A 14,059-nucleotide genomic window follows, 5' to 3' on the forward strand; every position below is an offset into this window, starting at 1 on the left:
TTATCTTTTCGACATTAAGGAAATGGAAAGAAAAAATGTTTTGCAGAATATAAGGCTAATATGCCTGTGTTTGTTTAAATCTTTGGATTTTAATGTAAATAATATGAGTTCTTAGTTGCAGCTTTTGTTCTTGGGACAGAAGGATATGTCGAATAACAAAGATTGCCGGCATATTTATTTTGAATATAATGAAAATTAGGAAATATAAGGGGGGTCAATTACAAAATGAATATGAAAAAGGGCATCGTAACGGGTGCATTAAGTTTGGCATTATGTGCCTCAGCTGTTTTTGCGGGTGTTGGACAAGCCCAAACGGCAGAAAAAAACTATTTAGTCGTTTTTAAAGATGAAGCAAAGCTTCCTGCAGGGTATGCAGATTTAGTGAAAAAGGCTGGAGGGCAAGTAGAGAATCAGCTGAACAAATTAGGAGCTGTTGAAGTTTCTTCAGCAAATCCTAACTTTCTTAATGAAATCAGAAAGTCTTCCCTTGTATCGGCTGCCGGCGCTGAAAATGTCATATATCCCGAAGCTCCTGCAGTGGAAGCAGATCTTCCATTAGATGGTGCGGATTTATATAATCGTCTGCAATGGGATATCAAACAAGTAACAAATGATGGAGCATCATGGAACCTTCCAGGAGGAACTGGAAAGGCCGCTGATGGCAAAGATATCGTGGTTGGGGTAATCGATACAGGTATCGACTATAATCACCCGGATCTAAAGGAAAATTACGCATATGGTAAATCATTTGTTCCCGGCTATCCAGATCCAATGGATGAAAACAGCCATGGAACACATGTTGCGGGGTCCATCGCAGCTAAAGGAAGAACGATGGGTGTTGGACCAGACTTAAAGGTAGCGGCTTACCGTGTATTCGGTCCTGAAGGGGGAGCAGCTACTTCCCATATTGCCGAAGCTTTAATGACAGCTGCTGATGATAATGTAGATGTTGTTAACATGTCTCTTGGCGGATATGATTGGTTCCAGAATCCTGAGTATGCAACAAAAGATACTGTAGCGGACGTGCAAATGTTTAACAGAGCTATCAAATATGCGATTCAAAAAGGTGTTACTGTAGTTGGTTCAGCAGGCAATAACGCTGTTGATTTAAAGAGTCCGGGGCAGCTGTCAGGTTCAGATACTGGTGCCACACACAGAAGTCCCAGCAGTCAACTGATGATTCGGGTGTCTGCGGGAGGAGCTTTAAAGAATCTTGCGTTCTATTCCAATTATGGTGTCGGAAAAATTGATGTTATGGCTCCAGGAGGAGACTTGGGACCAAACTATGATCCAAATACTGGAGCGGGCAGGGATAATACTTACTTGGCATTAGCAACAATCCCTGGCGGAGGCTATGGCTATAAGGGAGGAACTTCCATGGCTGCCCCGAAAGTTGCGGCACTTGCTGGTGTGATCATCGCAAAACATGGGAAAGACAAAATCTCTCCCGCACAAGTTAAACACATCATTCAAACTTCTTCAGAAGATATCTTTAGTCCTGGGTATGACGAGCAATCAGGCCACGGGCTAATAAATGCAGTTAATGCGTTAAAATAATCTATTAATCAGGCTGGCGGAAACTTTCCGTCAGCTTTATTTTTTGAAATGAATTATTAAGAGTTCCCATCAATTAATTCCTTTCATAATTCATTTTTATTGGACCTGATTAATAGAATATAGAGAGAATTAAATAATACAGGGGAGACTTACTGATGAATATCCAGCACTATTACCTGAAAACAGCTGACATCTCTTTGAATGCAAGCCTTACAGCACTTATGCCCCCATCTTTCTTACTTTTGTTATTCTTCAACAAATTTCCAGGGGCTAATTTCATTGTTATTTTGATCCCTTTTGTTATTTATAGTTTTTTGTGTCATCAAATGTATCTGCTGAATAAACAAAGGGCAGCCGAGGCAGCAGCAAGTAATGATTTCTATATAGGACAAGCCCCTCTATCGTTTTTAGAGCAGTCAAGTGTGCTGATCGCTTTTTTGCCGGCTCCTTCTCTCAGAATGGTTATTTTTGATCCTCAAGGAATGATGATAGGTGAAATCAGAGATATGAAAATGAGGAGGATTCGCTGGTTCCTTCCTTATTTTATTGACCAATTTTTCCCAAAAATACTGGGGGTTTATGACCATACTGAAAATCTTGAGGCATCAATCATCATCCGTAAAAAGGGAATCGAAATCTTGTCTTCAGATGGACACTGCAGGGAAATAGTCGAATTTAAAAAGGATGGAAGCACTCTGCTGTTTCAGAATGGAGATATGCAGTATGCCGTTCCTAAAACCTTTTTCCACACAGATCTGCAGGTTTTGGATGATCAATCGAAAAGAATTGCCCGTCTTCGCAAAGGGTGGATGCCATTTGAGTGGGGGAAGCGCTTTAAGGATCCAAACACACCTGTCCTTTCCTTTAATATTATTCTGGATGCAAAAGAAAAGCGCAGAATTTATGCCATTTTTGCGGCTCTGTTTCTTTATCGCAATCATTAAAACCATGTGCACATTTATAGATTCTGGATTCCCCATATAGTATGATAAATTCAGTTTAAGTATAGGGAAATCAGTACAGAGGTGTTGGAATGAAAAAGTTTTTACTGGCAGCTGCAATTATTGTCCTTTTGCTGTTCATTGTTGACAAGACCATTCTTAAGGAAAAGGGAGTAGTAGAGCAGGCTGGACAAATGCAAAAATACGATAAAATTGAAGATCCTGAGGATTTGCCTATTGGTTTGGAGAAAGGCAACATTGCTCCAGATTTTGAACTGACAGATATGGAAGGAAATCCGGTGAAACTCAGTGACTACAGGGGCAAAGCTGTACTTCTGAATTTTTGGGCAAGCTGGTGTCCTCCATGCCGCGCGGAAATGCCGCATATGGAAAAGCTGTATAAAAAGTACAAAGATAAAAAATTCGATATTCTTGCCGTAAATCTCACAAACACTGAAAAGAATAATGGAGATGCTGAGAAGTTCGTGAAAGAGCTGGGTCTGACTTTTACAATCCCTATGGATGTAAAAGGCGCTGTTGGTGCGGATTATAATATTATGGCCTATCCTACAAGCTATTTTATTGACTCTGATGGAGTTATTAGAGAAAAGGTTTTGGGAGCCTTAAATGAAGAATATATGGAGAAGGAGATCAAAAAGCTTCCATAAACAAACCGGAGAGTCATATTAGCTCTCCGGTTTTATATCTGCAATCATATCCTGGTGAAGCCTATTAACGATTACTCTTTTTCTGTATAGCATTATGCCGGCTTCGGCAATATCGTTAACAGCTGAGCGATTTATAAAAGCACCAAAAAGCAATCCGGCTATAGGGATCATTTGGAAAAGTTTTTTCCATCCTATTTGGTCCCTGTACGAAAACACAACCTCTCTCCAGCCTTGAAGCTCAGAAACGACTTCCCTCTTCGGTCCTTCTTCTTTAGCGCCAAACATGGTAAGCTGCTGCAGAATGGTTTTTTTTCCAACAATGTCACTGGAAACAAATTGAAGGATTTTGACGATGAACATTCTTTCATTTTTATCTGCAGGATCGAAACCATAGCAAATCGCAATATCCTGCAGTGTTTTTAATTGAATGCCGAGGAGAAGGGGGATATCAATGGTCAGGGTGAAAATCCCTCCGACTCCAGTTCCAGCACCCTGCAATGCAGCGGTCCTTTTTCGGTTTGCGGTTAGCTTTTCCGCGGCTTCATCTATCTTTACTATGGGCAGGGCTTCTACATCCTGCAGGGTATGGATATTCTGTCCAGGATAATAATTCTTTAACGCTGCTGCTGAACTTAAATATCTTCCTCCTGATTGAATGTACGTGCCAAGCTCATCAAGAATCACTCCAACCTTTTTTTGTATGAACTCCGGTGTGAATCTATCAATAAGTTTGAAAGGCAGCCTCCCGAGCTTCTCCCAAAACCACAAATCACCTTGGTCTTTTTCCCATTCTTCGCATTTCTTCAATTCATTTATCAGCTGTTCTTTCTGTTCAATCATTAGTACCGCCCTTTCCTTCCTTCTTCTATATTTTAACTATACGGCTGGTAAAAGCAAAAGTTTCAATTCTGTTATAACCAATTCTCTTTGTATATTCCGACTATTCATGGTAAGATTCTTATAATAGAATAGGATTTCCTTCGGGGCAGGGTGAAATTCCCAACCGGCGGTGATGAGGGTACGCCCTCTTAGTCCGTGACCCGGTTTTATTAGCAGAGATAGGTGCTTGCGCTTTTAAAAGATAAGTTTGCAAAATGCTGAAGCTAGATAAGTGTCTAGCTCCAGGCGCCTTCCGCTTTTCTTATAAAAACGGTGGATTTGGTGAAATTCCAAAGCCGACAGTGAAAGTCTGGATGGGAGAAGGAATGAGTATAGTAACGCGTTGAAAATTTCATTTTTAAACGCTTATTTCGTCATGTGTTATTGCCCCGTTTCACCTACTTGGTGTACGGGGTTTTGCCGTTTCATACTTAATTTGGAGAAATAGTAAGGGAAGGAGGATTCAAATAATTTGAACCATCAGGAATATATGAAGTTAGCCATCAGTCTGGCAGCGGCAGCCAAAGGACAAACAAGTCCTAACCCGCAGGTGGGTGCGGTTGTTGTTAAAAATGGTGAAATTCTGGGGATGGGTGCTCATTTGAAAGCAGGAACTCCTCATGCAGAAGTCCATGCGATTGCTGCGGCTGGCGATGAGGTTAAAGGCGCTGATATTTATGTCACTCTTGAACCGTGCAGCCATTTTGGCAGGACTCCGCCATGCGCAGACTTAATTATTAATTCGGGAATTAATAGGGTTTTTATTGCTTCTGCCGATCCAAATCCTCTGGTTTCAGGCAAAGGAATCGAAAGGATGCAGGATGCCGGTATTGACGTGGTGACCGGTCTATTGAAGGAGGAAGCAGATGCCCTAAACGAACCATTTTTCCATTTTATAAAAACAAAGACGCCATACGTAACCATTAAAGCAGCTTCATCGTTTGATGGGAAAACAGCTGCAAAAACCGGTGACAGCAAATGGATTACCTCTCCAGAATCCAGGCAGGATGTACACCGTCTACGGCATGAACATGACGCAATACTTACAGGTGTAAATACCATCATTCACGATAATCCCCTTTTAACCGCCAGGCTGCCCCAAGGCGGAAAAAATCCCATTCGAGTTGTATTAGATACAAATCTGAGAATTCCGGCTGACGCAAATGTCATCCGAGATCAATCTGTAAAGACCATAATTTTTACCGGCTGCGAAATAGATCGGTCAAAGGCAGAAGAGATTAAGAAGTATAATGCTGAAGTTTTTTCTTTTCCTGCTACTGAGGTGCCGATTAAAGAAGTATTAAAAAATTTAGGTGAAAGAAATATCATGACTTTATTTGTTGAGGGCGGATCAGAGGTTCATGCTTCATTTATAAAAAGTGGTTTCTTTCAGCAGATAATCCTTTATATGGCTCCTAAAATTATTGGAGGCAATAAGGCTATTCCATTTATTGGAGGGGATGGTGCCGACTATGTTAAAGACGGCTCTGTACTGGAATTCACAGAAATTCAAAGGATTGGCGGAGACCTTAGAATTACCGCAAAACCGCTGAGGGAGGCCAGGGAATAATGTTTACTGGAATTATTGAGGAACTGGGAACAGTAAAAAAAGTAGTTCAGCAAGGCAAGGCAATGAAACTGACGATTCAGGCCTCCGAAATTTTATCAGATGTTCAATTGGGGGACAGCATTTCGGTAAATGGCGTGTGTCTCACGGTTACGGAATTTGCAAATAATGAATTTTCAGCAGATGTCATGCCTGAAACGTTCAAAAGTACTTCGCTTTCAGCCATTAAAGAACGAACAAAAGTCAACTTGGAAAGGGCGATGTCGGCAAATGGCCGTTATGGCGGGCACTTTGTGACAGGGCATGTGGATGGTACAGGTCAGATTCTTAAAAAGACATCGAGTGAAAATGCTATTTATGTACAAATATCTGTGCCGGCTGCCTTAAGCCATTTGCTTATTATGAAAGGCTCTATCGCAGTGGATGGGATTTCACTGACGGTTTTCGGAAATGAAGACAATACAGTTACAGTCTCGATCATTCCCCATACAGCGAGTGAAACGGTATTGGGCTTCAAAACAGTTGGAGACATTGTTAATCTCGAATTCGATATGCTTGCCAAGTATCTATATTCCTTTATGAACAGGCAGCATCAGAAGACCACACCGCCTAAAGAAGGAATATCAGAAGGATTCCTTAAGGAGAACGGCTTCTTATAATTAGCAAAAGGAGGGGCAATAAACCATGTTCAGTGAAATAAATGAGGCCTTGGAAGATTTAAAAGCAGGAAAAGTCATCATAGTCTGTGATGATGAAGACAGGGAAAATGAAGGGGATTTCCTGGCAATCGCGGAATATGCGAAACCGGAAACCATCAACTTTATGGCCAAAGAAGGCAGAGGCCTGATTTGTACACCCATCACTGAGGAGCTGGCTGAAAAACTGGAACTGAATCCGATGGCAGAAGTAAATACTGACAGCCATGGAACAGCCTTCACAGTAAGTATTGATCATGTGAAAAGCACTACAGGCATCAGTGCTTTTGAGCGTGCTTTCACAATAAAAGAAATGCTCGAGGGTGACGCTAAGCCTTCAGACTTCTCCCGTCCGGGACATGTTTTTCCGCTAGTTGCAAAAAAAGGAGGAGTCCTTAGGAGGGCAGGCCATACTGAAGCGGCAGTCGATCTGGCTCGTCTTGCCGGTGCTGCACCTGCCGGGGTTATCTGTGAAATCATGAAAGATGATGGAACAATGGCGCGCGTGGATGACCTTGAAAAAGTGGCAGAAACGTTTAACTTAAAAATGATTACGATTCAGCAATTGATCGAGTATCGATTGAAACATGACTCCATTGTGAAAAGGGAAGTGGAGATTCAGCTTCCAACAGAATTTGGAGATTTTAAAGCAGTAGGGTATACGAACACTGTCGATGGAAAAGACCATGTTGCTCTTGTAAAGGGAGAAATTGATGAAAATGAACCGGTATTGCTTCGTGTTCATTCCGAGTGCCTGACCGGAGATGTATTCGGATCTAACCGCTGTGATTGCGGACCGCAGCTTGAAGCAGCGCTGACACAGATTGAAAAGGAAGGCCGGGGCATTCTTTTATACATGAGACAGGAAGGACGAGGCATCGGCCTGATCAATAAATTGAAAGCCTATAAGCTTCAGGAAGAAGGCTATGATACCGTCGAGGCAAATCATAAGCTCGGGTTTAAGGACGATCTTCGCGACTATGGGGTAGGTGCACAAATCCTAAGGGATCTGGGAGTGAAAAAAATGCGCCTCCTAACCAATAATCCCCGCAAGATTGCGGGATTGGGCGGCTATGGGCTGGAGGTAGCCGAACGGGTTCCTCTTCAAATGCCTGCCAAATCTGAAAATGAGAATTACTTAAAAACAAAGAAAACAAAACTTGGACATTTATTACAATTTTAAGGGAGCGATTTGAGATGAAAAAGGTAATCGAAGGACATTTAGTAGGAACAGGATTAAAAATGGCAATTGTCGTGTCGCGTTTTAATGAATTTATTACGGGCAAGCTTTTAAGCGGAGCGGAAGATGCACTTAAGCGCCATGGAGTGAGTGAAGAAGACGTGACAGTAGTATGGGTTCCTGGAGCATTTGAAATCCCGCTTGCAGCTAAAAAGCTATCCCAATCCGGAAAATTTGATGCAGTTATTACACTTGGCACAGTAATCCGCGGAGCAACTCCGCATTTTGATTATGTCAGCGGCGAAGTGGCAAAAGGGGTCTCCAGCATAGCATTGCAAAGCGGTGTCCCAGTTATATTCGGAGTTCTGACAACTGACACAATTGAACAGGCTATTGAGCGTGCTGGCACCAAAGCCGGAAACAAAGGATGGGAAGCAGCTGTCGGAGCCATTGAAATGGGCAATCTATATAGACAGTTATCCGTTGGTGAATAAGGTTTCATAATATATATGTATACAGGTGCAGTTATGTTGACCTGTTATCAATCAAAATCGGCGGGATAATATTCGCCGGTTTTTTTTTAGGTATATCTGAACAGACGTCTGACCTTTCTATTGGCAGAATGTATTTTTTTTGTTAAAATACTGCTTGTGGCTCACCCGTGTTTAGATCTGCGGGGAGAGCGGGTAGGGAGAGGGCTAATTGAATAGATAGGTAGTATATATGAATAAGTGGTTTAACCGGCTTTTTCAGCTGAATTCAAATGGAACAACTGTTAAAAGGGAGGTTATGGCTGGGACAATCGGCTTTTTTACGATTGTTTATATTATCGCAGTTAACTCTCTAATTCTCTCTGAAGCAGGAATACCTTTGGAAGCAGCTATCTTTGCAACCATTTTAACTTCGGTGGTTGGCTGCTTGATTATGGGGTTTTGGGCAAATGTACCGATCCTCCTTGTGCCTGGAATGGGAATAAATGCGTTATTCTCCTATACTATGGTCCAATCCATGGGCTTATCCTGGCAGGAAGCATTGGCTGTAGTCTTCATATCCGGTCTAATCTTTATGTTCGTGGCTTTTTCGCGATTTGCACAGACATTAAGTGAATCGATTCCTCATTCACTTAAAGAAGCGATAACAGTGGGACTGGGTCTTTTCCTGATGCTGATCGGACTTGAAAAAGGCGGAATCGTTGAAAAAGGGACAAACTCCATTATTGCTTTAGGTGAGCTTGGAGACCCGCAAGTGCTTGCAACCATCTTAACGTTCCTGCTGGCCATCATTTTATTCATGCGGAATGTACCTGGCAACTTTTTAATTACTGTTGTAGCAGGAACAATGATCGCATGGGCTTTTGGGCTGATAGATGTGCAGAAGACTGATGAAAAGTCGTTCGCACTCTCTGACTATATGGATGTATTTGGAGCAATGTCATTTGATAACTTTCTTTCCGTCACTTTTTGGATTGCAATTTTTTCGTTGACAATGGTTCTGGTATTTGAAAATATCGGATTAGTCCATGGTCATGTTGGTTTTATTAACAGGCCCGAACAGTTTAAGCGTGCTTTTCAGGCAAATTCTGTTTCAGCACTATTGTCCGGTATTTTTGGGACAAGTCCAACTGTAGCAACAGTTGAAAGTGCAGCAAGTATGGCTGCCGGGGGACGTACAGGATTGACAGCAGTTACAACCGGGATGCTGTTTGTGCTTTCTGCATTCTTTATTCCTGTTATTAAGTTGATCCCCAACAGCGCGATTGCCCCTATTCTGATCATTATTGGCGGACTGATGCTTCAAAACATCCGCAATCTTGATTTAAAGGATATGAGCGAAAGCTTCCCGGCTATCTTTATCATTGCCATGATTCCGTTCACTTACAGTATCGCGGACGGCATTGCAATTGGATTTATTCTTTATCCAATCTTAAAGATTTCGATAGGCAAAGCAAAGGAAGTTTCAGTTGCTTTATATGTAATAGCAGCTTTGTTTTTATTCAACTTTGTTTTTCATGTGATTAGTTAATATAGATAATGGGATGTCCTTATAATGGGGCATCCTTTTTCTTTTTTTTGGAAATGCAATTATTCGCAAGGTTTGTTGCTTTTTATATATATATTTGCTGAGTTGATTAGAGCGGAAATCAACGGACAACATTGATAGCTGAAAAAATATGAAAAATGAGCCTGCGAAAAAAAGAAAATATTATAAATAAAATAAAAAAATTCTATTTATTCAACAAGTTTCGACAAGCGTAATAATTAACCTGAGTTAAAATAGGCCTATAGTATTAGGTATTTTCGGAGGTATGTTAATGGAAGTGTTTGTAGCAAGACAGCCGATTTTCAACTCAAAGGAAGAAGTGTTCGCTTACGAACTTCTGTATAGAAATAATCAGGTGAATGCCTTCCCTGATATAGATGAAGATCAGGCTACAGCTGAGGTTATCATTAATAGTTTTTTAAATATAGGAATCGACCAGCTATCTGAAGGGAAGCCATGTTTTATAAATTTTACGGAAAAATTGCTTAAGCTAAGGGTGCCTGCCTATTTTAGGCCCCGGGAAATTGTTGTCGAAATCCTGGAAACTGTAGAGCCGAGCGCGGAACTTGTCAGGATATGCAGGGATTTAAAGGAGCTTGGCTATCAGGTAGCGCTGGATGATTATGTATTTAATGAAACCAATCCATTTGCAAGGCAATTGCTGAAATATGCAGACATCATTAAGGTGGATTTTCTTAATACCCCAAAGGAGATGCGGAAAAAAATAGAATTGCTTGTTAACCAGCTCAGAATAAAGACAGTAGCTGAAAAGGTTGAGACAAGAGAGGAATACGAGGAAGCCAAAAGCAAGGGGTATGATTATTTTCAGGGTTACTTTTTTGCGAAGCCTGTCATTATGTCTACACATGATGTGCCGGCATATTTTCAATCCTATTATGAGATGATCCAAAACCTGTCAAAAGAGGAGCCAAGTCTTGACCGTATAACCGAGTTAATAGAACGTGACATATCACTGTCTTATAAATTGCTGAGACTAATAAACTCACCGGCTTACCGTCCTAAGCAAAAGATAAATTCTATCCGGCAGGCCATCGTTCTCCTGGGTCTGATAGAGCTTGAAAAGTGGATCTATGTACTGGCAGTAAGGGAAAATATCGTTCATCATTCCCAAATGGCTGAAGAGACCATCAGGTTATCAATGACTCGTGCGAAAATGTGTGAGGAAATAGGCAGACTCCAAACCGGAAAAAGCGTTTCGTCAAGCTATTTTATGACTGGAATGTTTTCATTAATGGATTCATTGCTTAATATCCCGATGAAGCAAATTCTGGATGAGCTTCCCCTGCAGGATGATATTTGTGAAGCCCTCCGCGGGGAAAATAATCATCTTAAAGAGATACTCGATCTTGCTGTTGCAGTCGAGAAAGCACAATGGAGCAGAATCAGTGAAATGTGCGAGAAGCTGAATGCTGATGAAAAAACCATTTTTAAGATCTATTCAGAAGCATTAGCCTGGTCCAGTCAGCTGCTGAATCCTGAAAAGATCACAAACTAAAGCCGCAAGGTTTGTAGAATTATATTCTCAGAGTCTATATAATATAGAAAACAATTATTGAATAATAAAAGCTTTTATGGCACTCTTATCTATAAGTTGAATTACTATTGGTCTGGAGGTATTACATTGAATATTGAACTATTGAAATGTCATGGATCAGGAAATGATTTCTATATTATAGATGAGATATCCAATACGTATCATTTTACAGAAGAGAATCGTGCGGAGCTTGCCAGAGCTATATGCGACCGCAGCACTGAGCTGGGCTCAGATGGAATTCTTTTCGTATTAAAAAGCGATAAAGCAGATGCCAGGATGCGTGTTTTTAATCCGGATGGTTCTGAAGCCTCAATGTGCGGAAATGGGTTAAGATGCGTTGCCCGTTATGTTTGTGAACTTCTTGGGCTGAAAGAAGCTATCATTGAGACCATGAAAGCTGATTTACAGGTGAAAAAGCAAGAAGATATATTTGTGGACATTCCGACTTATCTTGTTGAAATCTCACCTGTTTCATTCGATTTGAAGGATCTTCCTTTAGTTCTTGATAAAGATACTGTATTTAATGAAAAAGTGAGCGGGATTTCAGATGAATTAGCTTTTACAGCCTTAGCAGTCCCTAATCCTCATTTCGTTTCTATAGTGGAGAAAGAGCAAATAGCATCAGACCTGCAAAAAAAGATCAGCGAATATTTGAATGGGCCAAATGAATTCTTTCCTGATGGAGTAAATGTCAGCTTTGTAATGCCGCTAAAAAAAGGGCAGATTTATGTACGAACATTTGAACGGGGAGTAGGATTTACCAATGCCTGCGGTACAGCGATGTCCGCTTCGACACTTGTCACTTGCATGAATGGGCTGAATAAAATCGAAGAGCCTGTAGAGGTATATAATAATGGCGGAAAGGTGCGCTGTGTAGTCCATGAAGAGAATGGCAGGCAATCCATTGACTTAATTGGAAATGCGAGCTATGTTTACCGCTGTGAAGCAGAGACTAACATGGAAAACCCTGCAGAGTTTTCCCTTTCCCCGAAAGAGGAATATACTGGAGAAATTAAGCAGTATGCTAAACTTCAGGAATATGCTCAGGCAGTACTTAAAGAGTGGTTGTAGGATAAGGCATCAGAGCCTTATCCTTTTTTATTATGTTCCTTTAAAAACTCCAGCACTGGTGAAAACGGCTGAATTTCCTTTGTTTGAAAATAAGTGGTAAAAGGATCGCCATCACTGTTTATCCTTTTAATCATATTGGTTATTTGAAACCTTTCCATAGAGAGCTTTTCGTTAACTTCCTCCCAAAACAGCGGAGCTGCAACTGTTGCCGATTTATTTCCTCTGGGTGAATAAGGGGCTATAATCGTCTTACCTTCTGCATGCTGGATATAATCTACATAAAGCCGCCCGCCCCGGTGTTTCTTTAACCTTTCAATTGTAAAAGAATCCGGGTCTTTGTTTAAGAGATACTGGGCAATGAATTCAGTGAAAAGCCGTGTATCATCAAAGGTATAAGCATTTTCCGGCAAAGGAATATAAACTTGCAGCCCTTTATTGCCGGATGTTTTAACGAAGCTGATTAATTTAAGCTGATCCAGCACCTCTTTAATATAAACAGCGGCTTTAATGGCGAGAGGAAAAGCCTCCCGGGACGGCGGGTCCAAATCAAAAACGATTTCACTTGGTCCGGAGCTTGCGATCGTTTTAAACGGTATATGATATTCAAAAGCAAGCTGGTTGCCAAGCCACAACAAGGTCTTTAAATTATTACAGACAATATAATCAATACCTTCAGACATCTCGGTTTCTACAAAGTCAGGTGCGTAATCCGGGCAGTTTTTCTGGTAGAAGGGTTCGGCAAATATCCCATGCGGATACCGGATAACGGTTAAAAGCCTGTTTTTTAAAAATGGCAGCATATAGGGTGCAACTTCTCTTAAAAAATGAATGTAATCAATCTTTTGAATAGCCGGAGTTTCCCATAATGGCTTTTCCGGATGGGTGATTTCTATTTCTGGAGGCAGGTTTTTCTGCTGCTGTATAAATTGATCATATGTACAGGCATCAGGCTTCAAATCGAAACGAAATTGGTGAAAGTGCGGCTCCCGCATTTGCTCCTCATAGATCTCGAGGTATTTAACATCCACACAGATTGCAGGTTCTACAAATATGAATTGGCTGTTTTCATCTGCTTTATTTTCTTTAATTATTTGAAATAAGGCTTGTTTTTCATCCGGCTTCAAGCCAAAAAGAAACTGTCCGATTCCTATGACAGCATCCCCCTGATATACCCCGGCATAAAAGTATCCATTTGATTTTTCATAAGCAGTGATAAAGCAGGAAACGTATTTCCAGTTTTTGAATTTCAGCCATAAAGAAGATCTTTTTCCTTCTTCCCATTTATTCTTCATCTGCTTGGCCACAATTCCTTCACCGTCATGTAGAACGATTTTTTCCCAAAGCTCCTTAAAACTGGGGTATGGAGGAATTAATTGCATTAGCCTTGAATCCTTCTCGTCAGGTTTTAAAGGCAAATCACAGCTTTTAAACAAAGCTTCAAGCTCTGCTTTTCTGGCAGAGTACTCTTTATCGGCAATTTTTCTGCCCTTTATCATCAGGATGTCAAAAACAAGAAATCGGCAGGGAGCTGTTTTGGCTTTCTCAAGAATCTTTTTTTCAGATCGCATTCTTCCCCTGACCTGAATCGACCCAAAATGAGCTTTATAGGCATTTTCCAGCAAGACTACTTCTCCATCTAATATAAGCGGAAGGTATTGTGCAATTTTATCTTTGTGCTGTTCCAAAAAAGCCTTTATCTCCGGGAAAAGATTTAATAAGGGTTTATCGTTTCTGCTTGTCAGTCTGAGTTCCTTGTCCCAGTGCAGGATCGCTCTAAAACCATCATATTTTGCTTCAAATAGCCATTCTCTCTCTTCCGGAACATCGAAAGTTAATGTAGGAAGCATAGGTTTCATGCAATTTGGCCTCCTTTACAATCGTCATTATAGTTTTAGCAGTTGCCGCT

12 protein-coding genes and 1 riboswitch are annotated in these 14,059 nt (G+C 41.0%); of the genes, 10 read left to right on the forward strand and 2 right to left on the reverse strand.

Going from position 1 to position 14,059, the window contains the following annotated elements; translation table 11 throughout:
- Positions 1–225: 225 nt before the first annotated feature.
- From NYE23_RS04160 to NYE23_RS04170, 3 genes are all read left to right on the forward strand, one after another.
- Positions 226–1,557 (forward strand): S8 family serine peptidase, encoded by a 1,332-nt coding sequence (locus tag NYE23_RS04160; protein ID WP_341075687.1) that lies wholly within the window; start codon positions 226–228, stop codon positions 1,555–1,557.
- 155 nt (positions 1,558–1,712) lie between these two features.
- Positions 1,713–2,501: a hypothetical protein gene (locus tag NYE23_RS04165; RefSeq protein WP_341075688.1), complete on the forward strand. Its 789-nt coding sequence runs from the start codon at positions 1,713–1,715 to the stop codon at positions 2,499–2,501.
- A gap of 89 nt (positions 2,502–2,590) precedes the next feature.
- Positions 2,591–3,166: a TlpA disulfide reductase family protein gene (locus NYE23_RS04170; protein ID WP_341075689.1), complete on the forward strand. Its 576-nt coding sequence runs from the start codon at positions 2,591–2,593 to the stop codon at positions 3,164–3,166.
- A gap of 18 nt (positions 3,167–3,184) precedes the next feature.
- Here the strand turns inward: NYE23_RS04170 and NYE23_RS04175 are convergent, their stop codons facing one another.
- Positions 3,185–4,006, reverse strand: a complete 822-nt coding sequence (locus NYE23_RS04175) for an EcsC family protein (protein WP_341075691.1) — start codon at positions 4,004–4,006, stop codon at positions 3,185–3,187.
- Positions 4,007–4,138: 132 nt separating this feature from the next.
- Positions 4,139–4,375: riboswitch (FMN riboswitch) on the forward strand.
- Positions 4,376–4,517: 142 nt separating this feature from the next.
- On the opposite strand from NYE23_RS04175, the gene ribD reads away from it, so the two are divergent.
- The 7 genes from ribD to dapF all read left to right on the forward strand — a co-directional run bounded on the left by ribD (position 4,518) and on the right by dapF (position 12,153).
- Entirely contained in the window at positions 4,518–5,615 is a 1,098-nt protein-coding gene (gene ribD, locus NYE23_RS04180; RefSeq protein WP_341075692.1) for a bifunctional diaminohydroxyphosphoribosylaminopyrimidine deaminase/5-amino-6-(5-phosphoribosylamino)uracil reductase RibD, read from the forward strand.
- The gene (ribE, locus tag NYE23_RS04185) at positions 5,615–6,271 is read left to right on the forward strand and encodes a riboflavin synthase (RefSeq protein WP_341075693.1); all 657 of its coding nucleotides are present in this window, start codon (positions 5,615–5,617) and stop codon (positions 6,269–6,271) included. The genes ribD and ribE overlap by 1 nt, the downstream gene beginning before the upstream one ends.
- Before the next feature lie 25 nt (positions 6,272–6,296).
- Positions 6,297–7,490 (forward strand): bifunctional 3,4-dihydroxy-2-butanone-4-phosphate synthase/GTP cyclohydrolase II, encoded by a 1,194-nt coding sequence (locus tag NYE23_RS04190; RefSeq protein ID WP_341075694.1) that lies wholly within the window; start codon positions 6,297–6,299, stop codon positions 7,488–7,490.
- A 14-nt stretch (positions 7,491–7,504) separates the two neighbouring features.
- Complete coding sequence (gene ribH / locus NYE23_RS04195) at positions 7,505–7,981, forward strand: 6,7-dimethyl-8-ribityllumazine synthase (protein ID WP_341075698.1); 477 nt, start codon at positions 7,505–7,507, stop codon at positions 7,979–7,981.
- A 229-nt stretch (positions 7,982–8,210) separates the two neighbouring features.
- Complete coding sequence (locus NYE23_RS04200) at positions 8,211–9,509, forward strand: NCS2 family permease (RefSeq protein WP_341075699.1); 1,299 nt, start codon at positions 8,211–8,213, stop codon at positions 9,507–9,509.
- A 289-nt stretch (positions 9,510–9,798) separates the two neighbouring features.
- Positions 9,799–11,043: an EAL and HDOD domain-containing protein gene (locus tag NYE23_RS04205; protein ID WP_341075701.1), complete on the forward strand. Its 1,245-nt coding sequence runs from the start codon at positions 9,799–9,801 to the stop codon at positions 11,041–11,043.
- A gap of 126 nt (positions 11,044–11,169) precedes the next feature.
- Positions 11,170–12,153, forward strand: a complete 984-nt coding sequence (dapF, locus tag NYE23_RS04210) for a diaminopimelate epimerase (protein WP_341075702.1) — start codon at positions 11,170–11,172, stop codon at positions 12,151–12,153.
- A 17-nt stretch (positions 12,154–12,170) separates the two neighbouring features.
- Here the strand turns inward: dapF and NYE23_RS04215 are convergent, their stop codons facing one another.
- A complete protein-coding gene (locus NYE23_RS04215) occupies positions 12,171–14,009 on the reverse strand; it encodes a DNA ligase D (protein WP_341075703.1) in 1,839 nt (612 codons plus the stop codon).
- Positions 14,010–14,059 lie beyond the last annotated feature (50 nt).

The sequence above is a fragment of the Cytobacillus sp. FSL H8-0458 genome (assembly GCF_038002165.1).
GTDB lineage: Bacteria > Bacillota > Bacilli > Bacillales > Cytobacillaceae > Cytobacillus.

Bases quoted from the DNA above. Each gene is read 5' to 3' on its own strand.
- NYE23_RS04200 (WP_341075699.1), top strand. From the start codon at position 8,211: ATGAATAAGTGGTTTAACCGGCTTTTTCAGCTGAATTCAAATGGAACA.
- NYE23_RS04175 (WP_341075691.1), bottom strand. From the start codon at position 4,006: ATGATTGAACAGAAAGAACAGCTGATAAATGAATTGAAGAAATGCGAA.
- NYE23_RS04165 (WP_341075688.1), top strand. From the start codon at position 1,713: ATGAATATCCAGCACTATTACCTGAAAACAGCTGACATCTCTTTGAAT.
- NYE23_RS04215 (WP_341075703.1), bottom strand. From the start codon at position 14,009: ATGAAACCTATGCTTCCTACATTAACTTTCGATGTTCCGGAAGAGAGA.
- ribE (WP_341075693.1), top strand. From the start codon at position 5,615: ATGTTTACTGGAATTATTGAGGAACTGGGAACAGTAAAAAAAGTAGTT.
- NYE23_RS04205 (WP_341075701.1), top strand. From the start codon at position 9,799: ATGGAAGTGTTTGTAGCAAGACAGCCGATTTTCAACTCAAAGGAAGAA.
- NYE23_RS04160 (WP_341075687.1), top strand. From the start codon at position 226: ATGAATATGAAAAAGGGCATCGTAACGGGTGCATTAAGTTTGGCATTA.
- ribH (WP_341075698.1), top strand. From the start codon at position 7,505: ATGAAAAAGGTAATCGAAGGACATTTAGTAGGAACAGGATTAAAAATG.
- NYE23_RS04190 (WP_341075694.1), top strand. From the start codon at position 6,297: ATGTTCAGTGAAATAAATGAGGCCTTGGAAGATTTAAAAGCAGGAAAA.
- NYE23_RS04170 (WP_341075689.1), top strand. From the start codon at position 2,591: ATGAAAAAGTTTTTACTGGCAGCTGCAATTATTGTCCTTTTGCTGTTC.